Raw genomic sequence first — 22,005 nt, forward strand, 5'->3', positions numbered from 1 at the left:
GTGACCGCCACTCTCGACATCCCCGAGCAGAACCCCGATCTGGTACTCGAGCAGAGCGCCGACGACTACTGGAACCACTATCAGCTGACGTTCGCGCTCTACAGCGTCAGCGACCGCGCGATCCCGTCGGCGTTCGACGGTCTCAAGCCCGGCCAGCGGCGTCTGCTCTACCAGATGCACGAGTCGCGGCTGCTGCCAGGCAACAAGCCGCAGAAGTCGTCGAAGGTGTGCTCGGCGGTCACCGGCAACCTGCATCCGCACGGCGGCGCGTCGATGTACGGTGCCGCCGCGCTGATGGCCGCGGACTTCCAGCGCGTGAAAGTCATCGACGGCCAAGGCGCTTTCCCCAGAATCCAGGGTGACATCCCCGCCGCAGACCGCTACACCGAGATGCGGCTGTCGGCACCGGGTGCGGCGCTGACCGCCGAACTCGACAGCCACGCGGTGCCGATGGTGCCGACCTTCGACGGCGAATGGATCGAGCCGACGGTGCTGCCGGCGCAGTGGCCGGTGCTGCTGTGCAACGGCGCGGTCGGCATCGCCGAGGGCTGGGCCACCAAGGTGCCCGCGCACAACCCCCGCGAGATCATGGCCGCCTGCCGGGCGCTGCTGAAGACCCCGAACATGACCGACGACCGGCTGTGCAAGCTGATCCCCGGACCCGACTGGGGCTGCGGTGCGTCGGTGGTCGGCACCGCCGGGCTGCGGGAGTACATCACCACCGGCCGCGGCCAGTTCACCGTGCGGGGCACGATCAGCGTCGAGGGCAAGAACTGCATCATCACCGAGCTGCCCCCGGGCGTCGCGAGCAACACCGTGCAGGACCGGATTCGGGCGCTGGTCGAGTCCGGCGAGATGTCCGGTGTCGCCGACATGTCCGATCTGACCGATCGCCGCAACGGCCTGCGCATCGTCGTCACGGCCAAGCGCGGCCACACCGCCGAGCAGATCCGTGATCAGCTGCTGGCGCTGACCCCGCTGGAGTCGACGTTCGCCGCCAGCCTGGTCGCACTCGACGAGAACCGGGTGCCGCGCTGGTGGTCGGTGCGCGAGCTGATCGCCGCGTTCCTGTCACTGCGGGATTCGGTGGTGCTGCACCGCAGCGAGTACCGGCTGGAGAAGGTCTCCGCCCGCCGGCATCTGGTGGCCGGTCTGATGAAGATCCACCTGGACATCGACGCGGCCGTCGCCGTCATCCGAGGCTCCGAGACGGTCGACGAGGCGCGCCGGGGTCTGCAGGAGCGTTTCTCGATCGACGAGGCACAGGCCGATTACGTTCTGGCGCTTCAGCTTCGGCGGCTCACCAAGCTGGACGTGATCGAGCTGCAGGCCGAGGCCGAGAAACTCGACGCCGAGTTCGCCGAACTCAGTGAACTGGTCGCGAATCCGGACGCCCGCCGCAAGGTGATCGACCAAGAGCTCGTCGAGACCGCGAAGCTGTTCAAGGGTCCCGAGTTCGACCGGCGCACGGTGCTGGACTACGACGCCACCCCCGTGTCGGCCACCAACGGCGAGGATGGTGCGCGCGAGCGCAAGGTCAACACGTCGTGGCGCCTGGACGACCGGGGGGTGTTCTCGGACAGCCACGGCGATCTGCTCACGTCGGGGCTGGGCTGGGCGGTGTGGTCGGACGGCCGGATCAAGTTCACCACCGGCGGCGGGCTGCCGTACAAGACCCGTGACATCCCCGTCGCGCCGGATATCACCGGGTTGGTGCGCTCCGGGGTGATGCCCCTCGGCCATCACCTGGCGTTGGTGACGCGGCGCGGCCGGATCCTGCGCATCGACCCGGCGGCGGTGAACCCGCAGGGTGTCGCGGGCAACGGGGTGGCCGGGGTGAAGCTGGCGGCAGACGACCCGGAAGACACCGTGATCGCGGCACTGCCGCTGACCTGTCAGAACGGTGAGGCGATCCTGTCGGTCGCCGAAAAGAGCTGGAAGGTCACCGAAGTCGCCGACATCCCGGTCAAGGGCCGTGGCGGAGCGGGCGTCGGATTCCACCCGTTCGTCAAGGGCGAGGGCCTGCTGCTCGCGGCGGCGGTGTCGCCGACCGGGTACGTGCGCGGCAAGAAGACCGTGCGCGCCGAGAACCGCGCCAAGGCCGCCGTGAAGGGCTCCGGCGCCGACGTCACGCCGGCACCGCCGCCCGAGAGCTGAGCCGAGGGTCAGGCGCAGCCGCACGAGTTGCGGTGGTGAAACGCCGTCGGCACCCGGATCCGTTGCGGCGCGGCGTCGTCGCCCCGCATGCGGCGCAACAGCAGTTCGACCGCGGTGGCGCCGATGGTGTCGACGTCCTGTGCGGCGGCGGTGAGCTTCGGTTCGAACAGGTCTGACCATTCGAAGTCGTCGTAGCAGACCAGCGCGAGGTCGCCCGGGATCGACAGCCCGACGCTGCGTACGGCTTTGAGCGTGCCGATGGTCATCGCGTTGTTCATCGACACCAGCGCGCTCGGCCGGTCCGCACTCGACATCAGCTTGCGCACTTCACGTTCGGCGGTATCGGTGTTGGAGTCGCCCTCGAGCACCAGCTCGTCGTCGAGTTCGATACCGCGGTCGGTCAGCGCCGCGAGGTGACCGTCGAACCGTTCGGTGGTCGACGAGATCCCGGGCTTGCCGCGCACGACACCGATGCGCCGGTGGCCGAGGTCGAGCAGATGCTCGGTCAACGACCGTGCCGCGTCGAGGTTCTCCGAGGACACCTGGTCGGCGGCGATGTCGGCGCCGCGGTCGATCAGCACCAGCGGCGTTCCGGTGCCGGTGATCTCGGGCAGTGTGGTCCGCTCCGATCCGGCCGCCGGCGCCACGATCATCCCGTCGACCCGGCGGCCCAGCAGGGAGTCCACCACCCGCTTCTCCGAGTCCGCCTCATCGTGCGAATCACCCACGATCAGTACGTATCCGGCGGCGGAGAGGGCCCGTTCGACCGCGTGCACCAGCCCGCCGAAGTACGGGTTGGTCAGCGCCGAGATGGACAGCCCGACGGTGTGCGTCCGGCCGCCGGCCAGGGCGCGTGCGACGACGTTGCGCCGGTACCCGGTCTCCTCGATCGCCGCCTCGACGCGCAGCCGGGTCTCGTCGTTGACCTTGCGGGTGCCGTTGAGCACGTGTGACACCGTGGATGCCGACACACCGGCGAGACGGGCCACATCACCCATGGTGGTCATGGCACGCGCACGATCCGGTCCGCGCGATGCGCGGTCGACTCGATCAGCCGGGCGTTGTTCTCGTCGGGCCCGAGCGCCCAGCGCTGCGCGTCCTCGGCGGACTTGCCGTACGCCTCATGCCGGCGCACCAGCCGGGCTCGCCGAATGTCGGTGTCGGGGGCCAGGAACCACACCTCGTCGATGCAGGAGCGCGCCGCCGGCCACGCGTCGCATTCCAGCAGCAGGTAGTTGCCCTCGGTGACGACCAGCGGCACCTCGGACGGCACCGGGATCGCCGACCCGATCGACTCCTCGATCTCGCGCTCGAACCGCGGCGCGTACACCACCGGGTCTCCCGGGCGCTGGGCCCGCAGCGTCGCGAGCAGCCGGGCGTAGCCCCCGTCGTCGAAGGTGTCGTGCGCCCCTTTGCGGTCGCGGCGGCCCAGGTCGATCAGCACCTCGTTGGCGAGGTGGTAGCCGTCCATCGGGACCAGCACCGCGGTCTGCGGCCCGAGCGCGGCGACGAGCTGTTCGGCGACGGTCGACTTCCCAGCCGCGGGCGCGCCGGTCAGGCCGAGGATGCGGCGTTCGCCGGGAACGACGAGCGCCGTTGCCCACTCGACCAACTGGTCCAGCGTGGCGTCGTCTACGTCCTGCACGATGGTCACCGTCTCACTTTCGCGTCTGTTCACCGGCGAGTTTGCTCAGCCAGGCCCGTGGTCCGATCACCGAACACCGTAGTGCCGCGACCCGGGCCGAGCGACAGAGGCGCTCTGCGACCCCGACGTCGGGGTCGACCGCGTGGTAGGCGTACGCGCCGTGGAACACATCGCCGGCGCCCAGGGTGTCGACCACGTCGACCGGCGGCACCGCCACCGACCCGGAATCGCCACCGGCCCACCATTCGACGGGATCGCCGCCGTGGGTGATCACGACGGTGCCGACCCCGGCGCCGATCAGCGCCGCGGCGGTGGCCGCCTGGTCTTCGGTGCCCGGGGTCCGGAAGTCGGCGGAGCACACCATGTCCGTCGCGTGCGGGATCAGGTCGGCCATCACGGGCTTCCACCGGCCCGCGTCGACGACCAGCGTCCTGCGGTGCGAGGTCGCGTGCGCCGCGGCGACCCGCGCCATCAGCGGGTGGTGGCCGTCGACGAGCACCACGTCAGCCCCGGCAATCAGGCCGGCGAGCTCATCCGGTGCCGACGCTTCGGAGTTCACCGCGTCGGCCGAGATCACCGAGCGGTCCCCGGTCGATTCGACGACCGCGACCGCCGAGACGGGTACCGCGCGGATCGTGCCTGCCGCGGCGTCGACGACGGCGACGTCGTGCGCGGTGAGTTCGGCACGGATCATGCCGGCGATCGGGTCGGCGCCGAGGGCCGTCACCAGGATCGCCCGGCCGCCCAGTGCCGCGAACGTGACCGCCGCGTTCGCGGCGGGACCGCCCGCGGCGACGAACTGTGCGGTCGAGGTGATCTTCTCGTTCGCCCCTGGGGGTTTCGCGATGCGGTGGATCACGTCGAGGGTGGCCAGCCCGACGAAGACCCCGACCGGGGGCCGCTCAGAGACCGCCGCGTTCCTCATCGGTCGGCTCCTCCGCACCGGTCATGAGCGCGACGACCTCGGACATCGAGCGCTGCTTCGGGTCGACGACCCCGGCGCGGCGCCCGAGCCGGTGGATGTGGATCCGGTCGGCCACCTCGAACACGTGCGGCATGTCGTGGCTGATCAGCACCACCGGGATCCCGCGGTCGCGGATCGACTTGATCAGGTCGATCACCTGTCCGGACTCCCGCACGCCGAGCGCTGCCGTCGGCTCGTCCATGATGATCACGCCGCGCCCGAACGCGGCCGCTCGGGCCACCGCCACACCCTGGCGCTGCCCACCGGACAGTGTCTCCACCGGCTGGCCGACCGACTTGATGCCGATCCTCAGGTCGGTGAGATGCTGCGACGCCTCCTCCCGCATCCGCGGCATGTCGAGCCTGCGGAACAGCTTGCCCGCCAGTCCTTTACGCCGGACCTCGCGGCCGAGGTACAGGTTCGACGCGATGTCGAGTGCCGGTACCACCGCGAGATCCTGGTAGACGGTCTCGATCCCGGCGGCTCTCGCATCACGGGTGTTCTTGAACGACACGGCTTTTCCGTGCATCCGGATCTCGCCCGCGTCGGGGACCACCGCACCCGCGAGCGCCTTGATCAGGCTGGACTTGCCTGCGCCGTTGTCACCGATGACGGCCAGCACCTCGGCCTCGCGCAGCTCGAAGTCGGCGCCGTCGATCGCGGTGACATGGCCGTAGCGCTTGACCAGTCCGCGAGCCTCCAACACCGGTGTGCTCACTGGGATCTCCTGCGCGCGAACTGGTCCACCGCGACCGCGACGATCACCAGGATTCCGGTGGCGATGTTCTGGTACAGGCTGTCGACACCGGCCTGGGTGAGCCCGTTGCGCAGCACCGCGACGATCAGCATCCCGACCAGGGTGCCGCCGACACCGCCGCGCCCGCCGAACAGGCTGGTGCCGCCGATCACCACGGCGGTGATCGTCTCGAGGTTCGCGTTCTGGTATGCGTTCGGGTCGGCGTTCGGGATGCGCCCGAGCGCGGCCCACGCGGCGATCGCCGCGATCACCCCGGTGGTCAGGTATACCGAGAACAGCACCCGGCCGGACTTCACGCCGAGCAAGTCCGCCGATTGCGGATTTCCTCCGACCGCGTAAACGTGTTTCCCCCAAGCGGTTTGGGACAGCGCATACCACACGACCGCGTACACCAGCAGCATCGCGACCACGCCGTACGTCGTCGAGAACGACCCGATACGGAACGACGTGCCCAGGAACGTCAGCACCCCCGGCTCCACCCGGTAGGTCTCCGAACCGGCGAGCAGACGGGTACCTGCCAGGATCGCGGTGAACGTTCCCAGCGTGACGATGAACGGTGGCAGCCGCAGCGTGGTGACGAGGCCGCCGTTGATCGCGCCGAACGCGACGCACACCAGCACTGTCGCCGCGAGCGCGAGGAACGGCCCGCCGGGGCCGGCGGTCTGCGCCATCACGATGGTGCCGAACACCGCGATCGCCCCGATGGACAGGTCGATCCCGGCGGTCAGGATGATCAGCGTCTGCCCGACTGCGAGGATCCCGACGACCACCGACTGCTGCAGGATCAGCGACACGTTCGCCGGGTTCAGGAACGAGTCGGAGATCGCGCTGAACACCACGATCGCGATGACGAGCGCGATCAGCGGGCCGACGAGCGGTTCCCGCAGCAGCCGCCCTACGCTGAACCGGTCGGCCGCGGGTGCCGTCGGTTTCGCGGCAGGCGTCGTGGTCGTCGCGGATGACTCCGGCATGTCAGCCCCAGCAGTTCTGTTCGCCCCAGGCGGTGTCCTTGGAGTCGAGCCCCGGGACCGGCTTGTCGGTGATCAGCTCGGAACCGGTGTCGGTGAACCCGCTGGGCTTGGTGCCGTCCTGGGCGAACTTCACCACGGCCTGCACCCCGAGTTCGGCCATCTTCGCCGGGAACTGCATCACGGTGGCGCCGATCTTGCCGTCCTTGACGTCGGCGACGCCCGTGCAGCTTCCGTCGATGGAGCCGATCACGATCTGGCCTTCGCGGCCGGCTGACTGGATCGCCTGATAGGCCCCCGCCGCGGCCGGCTCGTTGATCGTGTACAGCGCGTTGGCTCCCGGCGCGCGCTGCAGCAGGTTCTCCATCGCGGTCTGCGCCTTGGTCTGGTCGCCGTTGGTGTTCTCCTGGCCGACGATCTCGGGCGAGCCCTCGGCGATCCCGAATCCCTCGAGGAAGCCCTCGTGCCGGAAGGTGTCGACGGTGCCGCCCGGGGTGCCGTCGAGCATCAGCAGCTGCGCCGGGGCGGGGCCGAGTGCGGCGCGCACCCACTTGCCCTGGCTGACCCCGGCGGCGAGGTTGTCGGTCGCGAAGGTCGCGTCGACGGCGTCCTCCGGATCGGTCGCGGTGTCCAGCGCGATCACGACGACCCCGGCGTCGCGGGCCTTGGCGATCGCGTCGAGCACACCGGTCGAGGAGTTGGGGGTGATCAGGATGCCCTTCACGCCCTGACCGACCATGTTCTCGATCGCCGCGACCTGACCTTCGTTGTCGCCGTCGAACGCACCTGCCACCGCGATCAGTTCGGCGCCGTCCTTGTCGGCCTGCGCCTTGGCGGCTTCGCGGATCTTCACGAAGAACGGGTTGGAGTCGGTCTTGGTGATCAGGCCGACCTTCACACTGTCCGATCCCGAGCCGCCGCAGGCGGTCAGTCCGAGGACCAACGAACCCGCTGTCACCGTGGCCCCGACCATGCGCAAGGTTCTGCTGCTGTGCCCGAACTTCCCGAACATTGAGACTCCCGTCGCCGGCGCGACGCCCGGCGCGCCGCTGTGTGCTGCATCACACTAGAGCACCGGACAAGCGCTTACGCAAGCGCTTGCGTGAGATTTCGGCGTCGATTTCTACGAGGTGCACGGGGCTAGCGTCGCGGTGTCACCGTGATGTGCACGTGGTCGTAATGCCCGTATCCCGAGGCCTGCGGGCCGGCCGGGGTGTAATAGGTGCCACGCCAGATCACGTCCTGCAGCCCGAAGCGGGCCGCGTTGGCCAACGCGTACGCCATGATCTGGTCGCCGAGCGCGATGCCCTCCGGGCTGCTGTGGTTCGGGATCATGATGTCGATCGCCAGACCGCTGGGATGCCACGGCTTGGAGTCCGGCCGTACCCCGCCGATGTTCGCGATCTGGGGGAACTGCTGGCTGACGGCCCGCGCGGCGAGGATCGCGTTGGGCTGCAGCCCGGCCTCGACCGCGACGCCCATCGGCAGCGCCTCGGGGACATCCGGGATCGGGGCTGCGGGCGGTGGGGCGACGTCGCCGGGCGGGATCGCGGGCAGCGCTTCGATGGGCGGAACGGGTGGCGGCGGTGCCGCGGGCGGGAGCGCGACCGGCGGCGGTGTGGCGTCGACGATCGCCTGCTGCTGTGGGGTCAGCGCGGCATACTGCGCTTCGGCGGCGGCGATCTGCTGCAGCAGCTCGGCGAGCTTGGCCTGTAACTCGGCGCGTATCGCGGCGGCGGCCTCGACGGCCGCACCCGCCTCGGCGGCGGACTTCTCCGACGCCTGGGCGGCACCGGCGGCGCGCTCGCGCGCCGATCGGAAGGCCCGCATCTGGTCGGCGATCCGGGTTCCGAGCGTGCGCTGCACCGCGAGCTGATCGATCAGTTTCTGCGGAGAGGCCGCGGTCAGCAACGCGGAGAACTCGGTACGGCTGCCGCTCATGTAGTCCATCGCGGCGACGCGGTTGACCGCGCCCTGCAGCGCGGCGATATCGGCGTTCGCGGCGTCCAGCGCGGCCTGGTCGGCGCGGTGACGCTCGGCGGCGGCGGCCTGCTCGGCGAACTTGGCCTCGGCGTCGTGCTGGGCGGTCGTCAGCGCCTGCCGGCTCTGCACGGCCTGCTGGGACAACTCGTTGAGTCTGGCGAGCGCATCAGCGGCCGGGTCGGCGATCGCACCGCCCGCGGCCATCGCCGCGACCAGGACAGCCGTCGCAAAACCGCACGTCGTCCGCTTGAGGGCGTAGCGCACCCCGGTCTTGCGAATTGTCACGGTCCTTCACTCGTGGACCGCCACCGGTCCGCCGTCGATACCCCGGGAAAGGCTACGAACTGGCCCCGGCGATGTCCACTCGGACCGTGTCGGCGCCCACACCTGTCCAGGGCCGGTCCCACCGGTCGACGACTGCCACCTCCGCCAGCGGCCGTCGCCGCACCGGCTTGTGCCCGCCGCGGGGCCGGCCCACGGTCAACAGCGCGGCGAGCTGCCAGTCGTGCGGGATTCCGATCAGCTCGCGTAACTCGACCTCGCAGAGGCTGTGCCACAGTGTGATGGCCGCGCCGAGACCTTGGCTCCGCGCGGCCAGCAGGAAGTTCTGCACCGCCGGGAAGACCGAGCCGCCCTGGTGCAGGTCGGAGGCGCCCGGCTGCGGCTGGACGCAGAACAGTACGAGGACGGGAGCCGAGCCGCCGGCCCGCATGTGTTCTGCCATCGCGCGCAGCACCCGCGATTTCGGATCCGCGGCCCCGTCGTCCACCTCGGGCAACCCGTAGAAGTCCCGCATGCTGTCCCACGCCTGCGCGGCGGCCGCGCTGATCAGCGCGCGCGCCCGCTCCGAGCGCAGCACCACGAAGCGCCATGGCTGCTGGTTGCCGCCCGACGGTGCCCAGCTCGCCGCGGTCAGGCATCGCTCCACCGCGCGGTCGTCGACCGGATCGTCGCGGTATCGCCGCACCGCGGACGCCGTCCTCATGACGGTCCAGAGGTCGTCCGAGGTGGCCGGAACCGCGTCGCGGCTCATGCCGGAAGGGCAGATCGCGTCGGCGGCAGCACGCCGCGCCAGGTGCCGCCGCGTACCGGACCCGTCACCAGCGGCAGATCGAGCGTCGACAGCGCCCCCGGCGGTGCCGCGATGACCGCGGGGATGGCGTTGAGCTCCCGCATCACCGTCGCGTAGGTCAGGCCGCGCATGTTGTTGCCGCGGCCGTGCATCTCGATGTCCACGGTGTAGGTCGGCAGGCCGTCGACGATGACGCGGTAGCCCCCGTGCGGGGACGGATGCCGGGGCCAGTCCGGCGCCGACTCCTCACCCATCCGCGTGATGTGCTCCAACACCACCCGGGGTTCCCCGTCGACGATCCCGGCCAACTTGAACCGCATCCCGCCCATGGTGCCCGGTTCGATCCATCCCGAGGCGACCTCGTAACGCCGCGTGGCGAGCCACTTTTCGATGGTGGTGTCGACACGGTCCAGCGGCAGCCCGACTCCGTCGGAGACCAGATGCACCGTGGGTGCCCACAGCGCGGCAAGACGTTCGGGGTCGAACAGCGGGGCGGGGTGGTCCGGCGGATGCCCGAAACCCATGAAGTCGAACATGATGTCGGGCTGGTCGATGGGTCCGTAGTCGAGGATCTCGAGCATGGTGATCGTGTCGACGCGGCTGCTGAATCCGGTCATGGTCAGCGCGATCACGTCGTTGGCCCACCCGGGATCGACCCCGCTGTTGAAGAAGCTGGTGCCGCCCTCCGCGCAGGCCGATTCGATGAGCTCGGCGGTCTCCCGATCGGCCGCGGGCGGGTAGCACATCGGCACCAGCGAGGTGCACACCACGTTCTTGCCGGCGCGCAGGCACCGTGCGATGTCCTGCGCGGCTTCGCGATAGCGGTAATCCCCGGAGGCGAAGTAGGCCACGGCGTCGGCGTCGAGGGCCAGCGCCGCGTCGATGTCGCGCGTCGCCACCACCCCGGTGGCCGGCATGCCACAGAGTGCGCCCGCGTCCATGCCGTCCTTGGCCTCGGCATGCACGACGACTCCGACCAGGTCGAGCCCCGGGTGTGCGATCAGCGCGCGCAGCGCTCCCACCCCGACCTGGCCGGGACCCCACAGGATCACCTTCGGGTTGCATCGGATCTCTGTCATGTCCACCTTCCCCGGCGAAGACGCGATGTATGAGAACATAGCTTCTCACTAATGGATAACACCATTACCACGGGGCGCGACGATGGAGGAGCCGATGACCGATTACCAGTTCTTGAAGTGGGAGGTGTTCGACGACGGGCAGATCGTCCGGATCTCGCTGAACCGTCCGGAACAACGCAACGCTCAGAACCGGGGAATGCTGGTCGAACTCGACGACGCCTTCACGCGCGCCGAAGCCGACGACGATGTCCGCGTCGTCATCCTCGCCGGCGAGGGACCGATGTTCTCCTCCGGCCACGACATCGGCTCCAAACAGGCCCGCGCCGAGTTCACTCCCGGTCCGCAACAGCACCCGACCGCGGCGATCAACGGTGGCACCCGCGAGGGCGCCGAGAAGATCATGTTGCAGGAATGGCATTACTTCTTCCAGAACAACCTTCGCTGGCGCAACCTGCGCAAGATCACCATCGCGCAGGTGCACGGGGACGTGTTCTCGGCGGGCCTGATGCTGATCTGGGCCTGCGACCTGATCGTGGGAAGTGAGGAGGTGCGCTTCGCCGACGTGGTCGGCACCCGGCTGGGCATGTGCGGCATGGAGTACTTCGGTCACCCATGGGAATTCGGCCCACGGCGCGCCAAGGAGCTGATGCTGACCGGCGATGCGATCGACATCGAGGAGGCCTACCGGCTGGGCATGGTGAGCAAGGTCTTCAAGCGCGAGGAACTCGCCGAACGCACGCTGGAGATGGCGCGCCGCATCGCGACCGTCCCGACCATGGCCGCTCTGCTGATCAAGGAGTCGGTCAACCAGTCCGTGGACAACATGGGTTTCTACAACGCGCTGCAGTCCTGTTTCACGCTTCATCAGCTGAATCACTCGCACTGGGTCGGGGTCCGCGACGACAAGCGCGCGACCGCCGGCGAGGAGCAGGGCGTGCCGAACTGGCGCACCGCGCCGCCCATCGTGCTGTCGGTCAAGGATCAGGTGCGAGCGCAGGCATGACGACCGTCCCGCAACCGATGCAGGTGACCATCCCCGGTCACCTGTTCGGTCAGCTGCCGTTCTTCGACGTGGTCGACGACGAGGACACCGTGGTCGTCGACCTGCACAACCGGCCGGATCTGCGCAATGTCCGCGGCGCGCTGCAGGGCGGTCTGGTCGCGACGCTGATCGATGTCGCCGGCGGACGGCTCGCGGTCAAGTACGCGAGCTCGAATGCCGGCGCGGGCACGGCCGACATGACGATCCATTATCTGGCCCCGATCGTCGGGGGACCCGCGCGCGCGACGGCCACCCTGGTGCGGGCGGGCAGACGATTGGTCGTCGTCGCGGTCGACGTCGTCGACGTGGCCGCCGACCGGCTCGCCGCGCGCGCCACCCTGAGTTTCGCGCTGCTGGACGCGAAAGCGCCGGCTCAGCCGGGCACGGCCCCGTAGCGGGCGTCCGCGGCGCGGTCCAGCGCGACCGCGGGCTCGCCGTACGCCATCGCCCAGCCGCGCGCCCTGCGGTAGTACAGCTGGATGTCGCCTTCCATCCCGAATCCGTAGCCGCCGTGGATGTGCAGCGCGCGTTGCGTTGCGTCGCGCGCAGTTTCGTAGGCGAACGCGAATGCCATCGCGGCGAGCTCGGTGACCCGGCCCGGTTCGTCGGCGAACGCGCACGCCGCCTCGAACGCGAGCAGACGTGCGCCGTCGACAGCGGCCGCACTGTCCGCGAGCGGATGCGACACGGCCTGGAAGGCGCCGATCGGAGTGCCGAACGCGTGGCGCTGCTTGGCGTAGTCGACGCCGATCTCAAGGGCCTTCGCCGCAGCGCCCACCATCGCGGCCGCGGTCAGCGTGAGCCACAGGTCCACCGCATCCGAGAACAGCCGCACCGCGTCCGGGCCGTCGGCGAGCACGGTGACGCCCCCGTCCACCGCGCTGTCCACCGTGATGTCCGCGAGCGGCAACGAGCCGAGGTTGGCCACCTGGTCACGACTGCCGGCCGACGCGACCACCAGCCGGTCGCCGGCGAGCGCCACCACCGCGTCGGCGACCGCGCCGCCGGGAACCAGCACCAGCGCGTCCCCGCGGCTGGGGCGCGGGGCGAAGGTGACGACCTGGTCACCCGCCATCGCATCCGCCAGCAGGCCGGAGCCCGCGGCGGCGAGCACCCTGGCACCGACCTGCGCTTCGATCACCGGTGCCGATGCGACAGCCCGTCCGTACTGTTCGGCGATCAGGGCCAGTTCCAATTCCGAAGCGCCCCAGCCGCCGTCCGATTCGGCCACGGCCATCTCGACCGCACCCGTGTCCACCAGCGCGGCCCACAACTTCGCGTCGAATCCCAGGGGTTCGGCAGCCCGCACCCTCTCGGAGGTCGACTCGCGCGCGTACATCGCGGCAAACGATTCCACCAGCTGGCGCTGTTCGCCGGACAGGCTCAGGTCCACTGCGGCCCCCGTTCACATGCGAATATGATGCTTCTCAGTTTTGAGAGTATCATTACCGACCGGCCCTGCCGAACGCCCGGCCGACGAAACAGATGGGTTGGCGCTCATGCACTTTCAGTCCGCACCCGAGACCGAGGCCTTCCGCGCCGGGGTGCGCGAACATCTCGCCGAGGTGATGACACCCGAGTTCGAGGAGCGCATCTACCGCAGCGGCGTATCGCACGACGACGACTTCGCCAAGGGCCTGGTCGATCACGGCTACTTCGCGCCGAGTTGGCCCGCGGAATTCGGCGGACAGGACCGCAACGCGTGGGAAGACCAGGCGCTCAAAGAAGAACTCATGCGCACCGATGCGCCCGTATACCTGTCCGAGACCACCCGGATGGTGGCGTCGATCATCCGGCAGGTCGGAACCCAGACGCTGCGGGAGCGCATCCTCCCCGGCGCTCTGGCCGGCGACATCACCGTCGCACTCGGGTTCACCGAGCCGGAATGCGGATCGGACGTCGCCGCTGCCGCCACCAGAGCGGTGCGACAGGGAGACGACTGGATCATCAACGGCTCCAAGATGTTCACCACGAACGGCCACATCGCCGACTACGTCTTCCTCCTCGCCCGCACCAGCCCCGACAAACCGAAACACAAGGGGCTCACCATGTTTCTGGTGCCGACAGACACCGACGGTTTCGAAGCCCAGGCGGTGTGGACACTATCGGGCGAGCGGACGAACATCACGTTCTACAGCGATGTGCGGGTTGCCGACGAGTGGCGCATCGGTGACGTCGACGCCGGCTGGCAGGTCCTGGGCCTGTCACTGCAGGACGAGCACGCATCGGGCTGGGGGCCGCACATCGCGCGGCTGCTGCACCACGCCGAGGCCTGGGCCACCGACACCGCGGCGACCGACGGGTCACCGCCGATCACCAAAACTGATGTGCGGCGCCGGATCACGCGCGTCGCGATGGAACTCGAAGTGTCGATGCTGCTGCAGCGCCGCTGTGTGTGGATGGCCGAGAACGGACTCGCGCCGGTCGCCGAAGGGCCGATGTCGAAGGTGTTCTCCACCGAAGCCCTGGTACGGGCGAGCCAGGACATGGTCGAACTCGTCGGCCCCGACGCGATGCGCTCCCATTACGAGCCGACGGCGCCGGAACGGGGACGCTTCGAACACCTGCTGCGGTTCTCGCTGGGCACCACGATCTATGCGGGCACCAGCGAGGTGCAGCGCACCATCATCGCCCAGCGCGGGCTCGGTCTACCCCGTTAGATCTTTGGCCTTGCGCGGGGCACGCTTGCGGGGCGCCGCCTTGGCCGCGACGGTCTTCTTCACCGGAGCCGCCGGCGGGGTCAACGCCTGCAGGCACCACGCCCACAGCTGGTCCTCTTCGAGCTCGGCGCCCTTGACGCCCAGGTGGAACACCCCGATCTGGGCCAGCGCGATGAGCGTCGAGTTCAGCAGGGTGGTCAACTGGGCCGGGGTCAGGTCGTCACGGACCAAACCGGCGCGCGAGCATGCCGTCAAGATCTTGGTCAACAGTTTCTGGTGCGGCTCCCAGATCTTCGCGAAATCCGCCGGCCGTTCGATCTCCAGGCTGAGGTTGTAGATCGTCATGACCCGGCCACCGACCGCCTCGGAGGACTCCGCGCGGGACAGGAAGCCGCGACAGAACGCCTCCAGCTGGGCCATCGGGCCGTCGGCGGCGGCCGCGGCGACCTCTTGGCGGATCCCCTCGATGAACTGGCTGGTGGCGTTCTCGTACAACGCGAGCAGTAGCTCTTCCTTACCCGCGAAGTGCTGGTAGAAGGCGCGCAGGCTCAGGTTCGAGCGGTCGATCAACGTCTGGATCGTGAAGTCGGCCCTCCCCGACTCCTCGACGAGCTCTAGCGCGGTGGCCAGGAATCGCGAGCTGCGGGCGAGCGCACGGGCACGGGCCTGGCTGAGGCGACGCTCGATGGTGCGCTCCTGCCAGCTGCTCGGCATCCCGGCCTCGACCTCGGTGTCGGTGGCGGCCTCGACCAGCTCCAGGTCGGCGTTCACGTCGGGCTCGGTGCGTTTCTTCGCAGTCATGATGGGTTGAGAATACGCGTTCCCCGGCGAACACACGCTGTCGACCGACACGTGCATCTTGCCGGGACCTCCACACCTGGCCGTCCACCGCCTCCGACGAGCGGTGTGGCGACCGAACCCGCGCGCGGGCGCACACCGATGCGGTACGGTGAAAACGCTTATTCTCATTTGCGGAAACATTTGTTTTGCGACTGTGTCGCAGCCGTCCCCGGAGGAGTGCAGCGTTGAGCACAGACATCCTGATCGTGTCGCCGGATGACCATCTGGTGGAGCCGGCCGACCTGTGGACCAGTCGGCTGCCCCAGCGATACCACGACGTCGGGCCCCGGATCGTGCGCCATCGCGGCCGCATGGATCCCAGCGTCACCTCCGATGTCGCGTTCATCGACGACCCGGACGGCCGGGATGCCGATATCTGGCACTACGAGGACTCGATCATCCCGATCCCGCTGATCAGCGCCGCGGCCGGCTACGACCTCGACGAGCTGACCACCGATCCGATCACCTACGACGAGATGCGGCCCGGGTGCTACCGCCCCGCCGACCGTCTGGCCGACATGGACATCGCCGGGATCGAGGCCTCGGCCTGTTTCCCGAACACCCTGGTGCGGTTCTGCGGGCAGCGCTTCCTCTACGGCAAGGACAAAGAGCTCGCCGAGCTGTGCGTGAAGGCCTACAACGACTTTCAGATCGACGAATGGGGCGCGAGCTCCAACGGGCGGCTCATCCCGCTCGGCATCATCCCGCTGTGGGACGTCGACCTCGCCGCCAAGGAGGTCGACCGCGTCGCGGCCAAGGGGATGAAGGCGCTGTGCTTCTCCGAACTTCCTTCCCGGCTGGACCTGCCATCCATCCACAGCGGCTACTGGGATCCGTTCTTCGCCGCGTGCGAACGCAACGAGGTCGGCATCATGCTCCACATCGGATCCAGCTCGTCGCTGACCAAGTCCTCACCCGACGCACCGCATGTCGTGACCAGCGCGCTGATGGCGGTCAATTGCACCATCGCGCTGGTCGACTGGCTGTTCTCGGCCAAACTCAAGCAGTTCCCGCGGCTCAAGATCGCGTTCGCCGAGGCGCAGGCCGGATGGATTCCGTACTACCTGCAACGCGTCGACGAAGTCTGGGAGGACCGCCGGGCCTGGGGCGGCATCCACCCGCTGCTGACCGAGCCCCCCAGCACGCAGGTCCCCGGCCGGATCTGGTTCTCCACCTTCGGCGACCCGGTCGCGTTCCGCATCCTCGACCTCGTCGGCGAGGACCAACTGATGTTCGAGACCGACTACCCGCACAACGACACCAACTGGCCGCACAGCACGGACGTCGCGAACAAGGCCACCGAAGGTCTCGACGAGGAGACCAAACGCAAGGTGCTGTCCACCAACGCCAAGAACTTCTTCGGCCTCGCCTGATCACCCCCGCACGGAAGGAGTGCCGCATGAACAAAGAGGACATGATCCTGATCAGCGTCGATGATCACATCGTCGAGCCGCCTGACATGTTCAAGAATCATCTGCCGCGCAAGTATCTGGATGAGGCGCCGCGGTTGGTGCACAACCCGGATGGTTCGGACACGTGGCAGTTCCGGGATGTGGTGATTCCGAATGTGGCGCTCAATGCGGTGGCGGGGCGCCCGAAAGAGGAGTACGGCCTGGAGCCGCAGGGGTTGGACGAGATCCGCCCCGGGTGTTGGCAGGTTGATGAGCGGGTCAAGGACATGAATGCCGGCGGCATTTTAGGGTCGATGTGTTTCCCGTCGTTCCCGGGTTTCGCGGGCCGGTTGTTCGCCACCGAGGATCAGGAGTTCTCGCTGGCGTTGGTGCAGGCCTACAACGACTGGCATGTCGAGGAGTGGTGCGGGGCGTATCCGGCGCGGTTCATTCCGATGACGTTGCCGGTGATCTGGGATCCGGTGGCGTGTGCGGCTGAGATCCGCCGCAACGCTGCACGCGGGGTGCATTCGTTGACGTTCACCGAGAATCCGGCGGCGATGGGGTATCCGAGTTTCCATGATTTCGAGCATTGGAAGCCGATGTGGGAGGCGCTCGTCGATACCGAGACGGTGCTCAATGTGCATATCGGGTCGTCGGGGCGGTTGGCGATCACGGCCCCGGATGCGCCGATGGATGTGATGATCACGTTGCAGCCGATGAACATCGTGCAGGCGGCGGCGGATTTGTTGTGGTCGCGCCCGATCAAGGAGTATCCGTCGCTCAAGATCGCGCTCTCTGAGGGGGGTACGGGCTGGATTCCGTATTTCTTGGAGCGGGTGGATCGCACCTATGAGATGCATTCGACGTGGACGGGACAGGATTTCGGCGGCAAGCTGCCCAGTGAGGTGTTCCGGGAGCATTTCCTGACGTGTTTCATCGCTGATCCGGTGGGGGTCACGACGCGGCATCAGATCGGGGTGGACAACATCTGCTGGGAGGCCGACTACCCGCACAGTGATTCGATGTGGCCCGGCGCCCCCGAGCAGCTCGACGAGGTCCTCACGGCCAACAACGTGCCCGATGACGAGATCGACAAGATGACCTACCAGAACGCGATGCGCTGGTATCACTGGGACCCGTTCAGCCACATCCCCAAAGACCAGGCCACCGTCGGCGCCCTACGCAAAGCCGCCGAAGGCCACGACGTATCCATCAAAGCCCTGTCCAAGCACGACCACGGCGGCGGATCCGACTGGCAGGCCCAGATGTCGAAGGTCACCGTGAACACCACTGGGAAACAAGGAAAGTAGCTCGTCGGCCGATGACGGACAAGTCAGCGCTGCCGATCACCTCTGAGTCCTCCGCCGCCGAAGCCGTCAGCGCGGTCCGGGACTGGGTCGAAGCAGAGGTACCCGCCGATTGGCGGGCGGCAGCCGCCGAGGGCCCCGCCGCACTGCGCTCCGTACGCAGCGCGGCCGAGTACCGGCGGTGGTATCCGGCGTTCGCACGTTCGGGTCTGGTGGCACCGACCTGGCGACCCGAACACGGCGGCCTCGGGATCGGCAACGACGTCGCACGCGCCATCGAGCAGGTGCTGGCGCCGTTGCGGCTGACCCGGCTCAACCCGCTGGGGCTCAACAACGCCGCCGCAGCACTGTTCAGTCACGGCACCGAAGAACAACGGCAGCGCTTCCTGCCCCCCATCGTTCGCAACGAGGAGAAGTGGTGTCAGCTCTTCAGCGAACCCGGGGCCGGATCCGACCTCGCCTCACTGGCCACCCGGGCGGTGCCTGACGGCGACGACTGGGTGATATCCGGTCAGAAGGTCTGGACCACCTGGGCCGACGAGGCGGATTTCGCGATGTTGCTGGCCCGCACCGACCCTGAGCGACCCAAACACCAAGGCATCACCTACTTTCTGCTCGATATGCACCAACCCGGTGTGGAGGTGCGCCCACTGCGCCAGATCACCGGCGAGGCGGAGTTCAACGAGGTCTTCCTCGACGGCGCCCGTGTGCCCGACGCGTACCGGATCGGGGACGTCAACAACGGATGGCGCGTGAGCGCGTCGACGCTGTCCAGCGAGCGGCAGATGGTGTCCGGATCGGGATCCGGCGGCATGGGCCGTCTCGGCGGCGCCGGAGCGGACCGACTGATCACCCTGGCCAGGGAAACCGGGCGATGGGAGGACCCCCTGGTGCGCGGCAAGATCATGCGCCTGTGGGCTCAGGAGCAGATCAGGGGCTGGACCAATGCCCGGGTACGTGCCGCGCTGTCCGCCGGCCAGTCCCCCGGCGCCGCGTCGTCGATCGGCAAGGTCCATCAGGCCTGGCTCAACCAGCAGATCCAGGACCTGATGGTGGATCTGCTCGGCACCGCCGCGGTGGCCTGGCCCGCGAGCGACGATCCGGATGCGCTGCCGCGCGAGGTACACGGAATGCTGCGCAGTCTCGCCAACGGCACCGAGGGCGGCACCACCGACATCAACAAGAACATCCTCGGGGAACGCGTGCTCGGACTACCCAAGGAGCCGGACCCGTGGAAGGGCAAGGCCTGGAAAGACATTCCACGCTCCTGACCCACGTGAGTCGCCGAGCGGGCCGTTGGCGATCACGTAAATGCGACTTCTCATTTTCGAGAATGCTGCTATTCTCGCTTCGAATCGCGGTTTCGCCGGCGAAGGAGCACACGGTGTGGCAGGAACTGGTACGTCTGGGCGTGACCTGGATCGTGATGTGCGGCCTCGTCGCATTCTTCTACTGGATGCTGGGAAGCATCGGCACATTCTGACCGAGCAGAAGTAGGAGAGACCATGCAAGATCAGGATCGAAAACGTAAGCGCGGCTTGATCGCTTTTCAGATCTTCATCTACGGGGTGCTGATCGCGATGTTCGCGATCCAGCTTCAGATGTACCTGACCAGAGACTGGTAGGACCGCCGATGCCCACCACCCCGAACCAAACGCTCACCCTGGACGAGCATGACGCGCGGAGTCGCGCAGCGCAGCGTCGTGCCGACGTGTGGTGCATCGCCGGCACCGCGCTCATGGGGACGCTCGTCCTCGGCATCATCGGTCTGCCGGTGTTCTGCCGCGGCATCTACCTGCTGCGCCAGGCTCAGCGGGAAGGCCTGTCGGTCCGGCCGATGATGGTGACGCTGATCGGATACGTCATCATCCTCGACGCCGCGCTCAACAGCATCGGTTGGGCGCTCGATGTTTTCGCCAACCATGCGCTGATCACACGCACGGTGTTCACCGCTTGGGGAAGCCTGATCGACGCGGGCTATTTCTGGCATTACAACGAGCTTTGGATCGGCGGCGCCGGCGCACCGGGCGAGAAGGCGTGGGTGCTGGTCTGCGTTCTGATCGTTTTTCCGATGCGGATCGCGGCGGCGATCGCACTGCTGCAGATGAAGCGCTGGGGGCACCAGTGGACGATTGTGACGTGCTGGTTCGGCGTGGTCGTGTGGACCGGCTACATCATCAACATGACGCTGTACGCGGATATCCGCTACGCGGCGGTGGGTCTGCCCGTCCTGGGCTGGTGGGCGTTCAACATCTTCTACATCACGCCGTTCCTGGCCATCCCGTACCTCCACACCGTCAACCGCGAGATCTTCTCCGACTGACGCCGAGAAAGGACCATCGTGGCCGAAATCGCCGTGGAGAAACCGGATTCCGCGAAATCGCTGCCTCTCGGCACCGAGCCCGTCTGGGCGCGCATGCACAAATGGCTCAAACGCGGGCTGTATGTATGCCTGTTCGGTCTGGTCATCGAGGGCTCTCTGACCGTGCCGGTGATCGCCGTCTGGTACGGCTGGCCCACGCTGTCGCTGACCGAGATCTGCAGCGAGCTGCTGAAGGTCCGCTATTCCGACGACACCCTGGAATGCCAACAGCCCTACCCGATCGGCGGACCCCCGTTCGGCGGCGCCCCCGAGGCGGCCGGACAGCAGACCGCACGTGACGAATGGGGCATCCAGCCGAAGCCCAAGTACGACAGCATCGGATTCAGGGAGCTGATCCGCATCCGCGAAGACCGCCTGGCTCGGCAACCGAGCGGCTGACGTGGCTCCTTCGCCAATCGTCCTGGGCCCACCGAGTGGGATCGCCTCGGCGCTGGCGGCCGATCTCGACGCGTCGCTCGCGGTAGCGGAGCACCCGCTTCCCGCGAACGTCACCGGGGTGGTGATCGTCGCCGAGCCTCCCCCGGCCAGGGCCGAGGTGACGACGCTGCGCGGTGACGACTGGCATCGTCTGGTCGACGCGCCGATGTGGCGCACGCTGACAGCCCTCCAGCGGGCGCGCTCGGCCCTGCTACCTGCCGGCGGCCGCATCGTCGTGGTGGTGCCGACCATCGGAATGTCGGGCGCCACCGGACTGGTCGGCTACACCACCGCGCTGGAAGGCATCCGCGCGATGGCGAAATCAGCGGCCCGGCAATGGGCCTCCGCCGGCATCGGGGTGAACCTGGTCGCCGTCCCGCTCTCGGCGTTCTCCGGGGAAGACGACGCGGCAGCGGGCCATCTCACCGTCCCAGCCGTGCCGGATGCCACGGATCTCGTTCACACCGCCGCGGAATCGATCCGGTTCCTGCTACGCACGGACATCGCGCACCTCGCCGGGGAGACGATCGTCGCCGACGGCGGATCGGTGATGCTGCCGTGAACCTGACCGGATCGACGGCGATGGTCACCGGGGCGGGCGCCGGTGTGGGCCGGGGGATCGCGACCGCGCTGGCCGCCGACGGCGCGCACGTCATCGTGGCCACCAGGTCCGAGACCGGGCGCGCGGTCGCCGACGAGATCTCGGCACGGGGTCACCACGCGACATGGGCCAGGTGCGACGTGACCGACGCCGCGTCCGTCACCGCCACCGTCGACCTGGCACTCGCCACCACCGGACGTCTCGACGCCGTCATACACAACGCCACCAGCAACGTGTCGAGCCGTCCACACAACCTCGCCGACGTCGACCGGGTACTGTGGGCCGACCACTTCTCCGTATCGCTGAGCGGCGCCCACCACTGCGCTGCCGCCGCGTTCGCCGCACTCCAGCGGCGCGGCGGCACCTTCCTGGTGATGACCTCACCCGCCGGCATCGAGGGCAGCGCCACCCTCCCCCTGTACGCCACGATGAAGGGCGCGCTGCGTGGTTTCGCCAAGAGTCTGGCCCGGGAGTGGGCACCACACGGCATCACCGTCAACGTGGTGTCACCGCTGGCGTACTCGCCCGCCATGACCGCCGCGATCACGGCCGAACCGGCGATGGAGGAGCGGCTCTCCCGCCGTATCCCGTTGGGGCGCATCGGTGACCCGGAACGGGATATCGGCGCTGCCGTCGCATTTCTGGTCGGCCCCCGGGCGCGCTATGTCACCGGACAGACCTTGGGCGTCGACGGCGGCCACTACACCAATCTCTAGGCCCAGGACCCATGGACATC

At 68.3% G+C, this 22,005-nt stretch carries 22 protein-coding genes; 11 read left to right on the forward strand and 11 right to left on the reverse strand.

The features are described 5' to 3' along the window. Positions 1 to 2,157 (forward strand): DNA gyrase subunit A, encoded by a 2,157-nt coding sequence (locus NTM_RS05630; RefSeq protein ID WP_163765712.1) that lies wholly within the window; start codon positions 1 to 3, stop codon positions 2,155 to 2,157. A gap of 8 nt (positions 2,158 to 2,165) precedes the next feature. Here the strand turns inward: NTM_RS05630 and NTM_RS05635 are convergent, their stop codons facing one another. From NTM_RS05635 to NTM_RS05675, 9 genes are all read right to left on the reverse strand, one after another. After that, positions 2,166 to 3,164, reverse strand: coding sequence for a LacI family DNA-binding transcriptional regulator (locus NTM_RS05635; RefSeq protein WP_163765713.1), 999 nt, complete (start codon positions 3,162 to 3,164; stop codon positions 2,166 to 2,168). Continuing rightward, positions 3,161 to 3,811, reverse strand: a complete 651-nt coding sequence (locus tag NTM_RS05640) for a nucleoside/nucleotide kinase family protein (RefSeq protein WP_163765714.1) — start codon at positions 3,809 to 3,811, stop codon at positions 3,161 to 3,163. The genes NTM_RS05635 and NTM_RS05640 overlap by 4 nt, the downstream gene beginning before the upstream one ends. Positions 3,812 to 3,815: 4 nt before the next feature. Further along, positions 3,816 to 4,727 carry a PfkB family carbohydrate kinase gene (locus tag NTM_RS05645; protein ID WP_163765715.1) on the reverse strand — a complete coding sequence of 304 codons (912 nt, stop codon included), beginning with the start codon at positions 4,725 to 4,727 and terminating at the stop codon, positions 3,816 to 3,818. After that, entirely contained in the window at positions 4,705 to 5,484 is a 780-nt protein-coding gene (locus NTM_RS05650; RefSeq protein WP_179963890.1) for an ATP-binding cassette domain-containing protein, read from the reverse strand. The genes NTM_RS05645 and NTM_RS05650 overlap by 23 nt, the downstream gene beginning before the upstream one ends. Beyond that, on the reverse strand, positions 5,481 to 6,494 hold the full coding sequence (locus tag NTM_RS05655) for an ABC transporter permease (RefSeq protein WP_104864617.1): 1,014 nt from the start codon (positions 6,492 to 6,494) through the stop codon (positions 5,481 to 5,483). Before NTM_RS05655 ends, NTM_RS05650 begins: the two co-directional genes overlap by 4 nt. A 1-nt stretch (position 6,495) precedes the next feature. Further along, positions 6,496 to 7,503: a substrate-binding domain-containing protein gene (locus NTM_RS05660; RefSeq protein WP_104864618.1), complete on the reverse strand. Its 1,008-nt coding sequence runs from the start codon at positions 7,501 to 7,503 to the stop codon at positions 6,496 to 6,498. Positions 7,504 to 7,631: 128 nt separating this feature from the next. Further along, on the reverse strand, positions 7,632 to 8,759 hold the full coding sequence (locus tag NTM_RS05665) for a coiled-coil domain-containing protein (protein ID WP_179963891.1): 1,128 nt from the start codon (positions 8,757 to 8,759) through the stop codon (positions 7,632 to 7,634). 52 nt (positions 8,760 to 8,811) lie between these two features. After that, on the reverse strand, positions 8,812 to 9,507 hold the full coding sequence (locus NTM_RS05670; protein ID WP_163765716.1) for a nitroreductase family protein: 696 nt from the start codon (positions 9,505 to 9,507) through the stop codon (positions 8,812 to 8,814). Beyond that, the gene (locus tag NTM_RS05675) at positions 9,504 to 10,598 is read right to left on the reverse strand and encodes an NAD(P)H-dependent amine dehydrogenase family protein (protein ID WP_104864648.1); all 1,095 of its coding nucleotides are present in this window, start codon (positions 10,596 to 10,598) and stop codon (positions 9,504 to 9,506) included. Before NTM_RS05675 ends, NTM_RS05670 begins: the two co-directional genes overlap by 4 nt. A 121-nt stretch (positions 10,599 to 10,719) precedes the next feature. Between NTM_RS05675 and NTM_RS05680 the strand changes: the two genes are divergently transcribed. Beyond that, positions 10,720 to 11,628, forward strand: a complete 909-nt coding sequence (locus NTM_RS05680; protein ID WP_163765717.1) for an enoyl-CoA hydratase — start codon at positions 10,720 to 10,722, stop codon at positions 11,626 to 11,628. Positions 11,629 to 11,645: 17 nt separating this feature from the next. After that, positions 11,646 to 12,062, forward strand: a complete 417-nt coding sequence (locus NTM_RS05685; protein ID WP_163769383.1) for a PaaI family thioesterase — start codon at positions 11,646 to 11,648, stop codon at positions 12,060 to 12,062. Here NTM_RS05685 and NTM_RS05690 read toward each other — a convergent pair. Beyond that, positions 12,041 to 13,060 carry an acyl-CoA dehydrogenase family protein gene (locus NTM_RS05690; protein ID WP_163765718.1) on the reverse strand — a complete coding sequence of 340 codons (1,020 nt, stop codon included), beginning with the start codon at positions 13,058 to 13,060 and terminating at the stop codon, positions 12,041 to 12,043. The genes NTM_RS05685 and NTM_RS05690 overlap by 22 nt on opposite strands. Positions 13,061 to 13,166: 106 nt before the next feature. Between NTM_RS05690 and NTM_RS05695 the strand changes: the two genes are divergently transcribed. Then, a complete protein-coding gene (locus tag NTM_RS05695) occupies positions 13,167 to 14,327 on the forward strand; it encodes an acyl-CoA dehydrogenase family protein (RefSeq protein ID WP_163765719.1) in 1,161 nt (386 codons plus the stop codon). Here NTM_RS05695 and NTM_RS05700 read toward each other — a convergent pair. Beyond that, the gene (locus tag NTM_RS05700) at positions 14,316 to 15,128 is read right to left on the reverse strand and encodes a TetR/AcrR family transcriptional regulator (RefSeq protein ID WP_163765720.1); all 813 of its coding nucleotides are present in this window, start codon (positions 15,126 to 15,128) and stop codon (positions 14,316 to 14,318) included. The two genes, NTM_RS05695 and NTM_RS05700, sit on opposite strands and share 12 nt — an antisense overlap. Positions 15,129 to 15,352: 224 nt before the next feature. On the opposite strand from NTM_RS05700, the gene NTM_RS05705 reads away from it, so the two are divergent. The 7 genes from NTM_RS05705 to NTM_RS05735 all read left to right on the forward strand — a co-directional run bounded on the left by NTM_RS05705 (position 15,353) and on the right by NTM_RS05735 (position 21,985). After that, positions 15,353 to 16,540 carry an amidohydrolase family protein gene (locus NTM_RS05705; RefSeq protein ID WP_163765721.1) on the forward strand — a complete coding sequence of 396 codons (1,188 nt, stop codon included), beginning with the start codon at positions 15,353 to 15,355 and terminating at the stop codon, positions 16,538 to 16,540. A gap of 26 nt (positions 16,541 to 16,566) precedes the next feature. Then, positions 16,567 to 17,871, forward strand: a complete 1,305-nt coding sequence (locus NTM_RS05710; protein ID WP_163765722.1) for an amidohydrolase family protein — start codon at positions 16,567 to 16,569, stop codon at positions 17,869 to 17,871. Between the two features lie 11 nt (positions 17,872 to 17,882). Further along, positions 17,883 to 19,139: an acyl-CoA dehydrogenase family protein gene (locus tag NTM_RS05715; protein ID WP_179963892.1), complete on the forward strand. Its 1,257-nt coding sequence runs from the start codon at positions 17,883 to 17,885 to the stop codon at positions 19,137 to 19,139. A 362-nt stretch (positions 19,140 to 19,501) separates the two neighbouring features. Then, entirely contained in the window at positions 19,502 to 20,191 is a 690-nt protein-coding gene (locus NTM_RS05720; protein ID WP_232079626.1) for a hypothetical protein, read from the forward strand. Between the two features lie 93 nt (positions 20,192 to 20,284). Beyond that, positions 20,285 to 20,629, forward strand: a complete 345-nt coding sequence (locus NTM_RS05725) for a hypothetical protein (protein ID WP_435405121.1) — start codon at positions 20,285 to 20,287, stop codon at positions 20,627 to 20,629. A 1-nt stretch (position 20,630) separates the two neighbouring features. Then, a complete protein-coding gene (locus NTM_RS05730) occupies positions 20,631 to 21,230 on the forward strand; it encodes an SDR family oxidoreductase (RefSeq protein ID WP_163765723.1) in 600 nt (199 codons plus the stop codon). Next, positions 21,227 to 21,985 (forward strand): SDR family NAD(P)-dependent oxidoreductase, encoded by a 759-nt coding sequence (locus NTM_RS05735; protein ID WP_163765724.1) that lies wholly within the window; start codon positions 21,227 to 21,229, stop codon positions 21,983 to 21,985. Before NTM_RS05730 ends, NTM_RS05735 begins: the two co-directional genes overlap by 4 nt. Positions 21,986 to 22,005 lie beyond the last annotated feature (20 nt).

This window comes from Mycolicibacterium parafortuitum (assembly GCF_010725485.1).
Lineage (GTDB): Bacteria > Actinomycetota > Actinomycetes > Mycobacteriales > Mycobacteriaceae > Mycobacterium.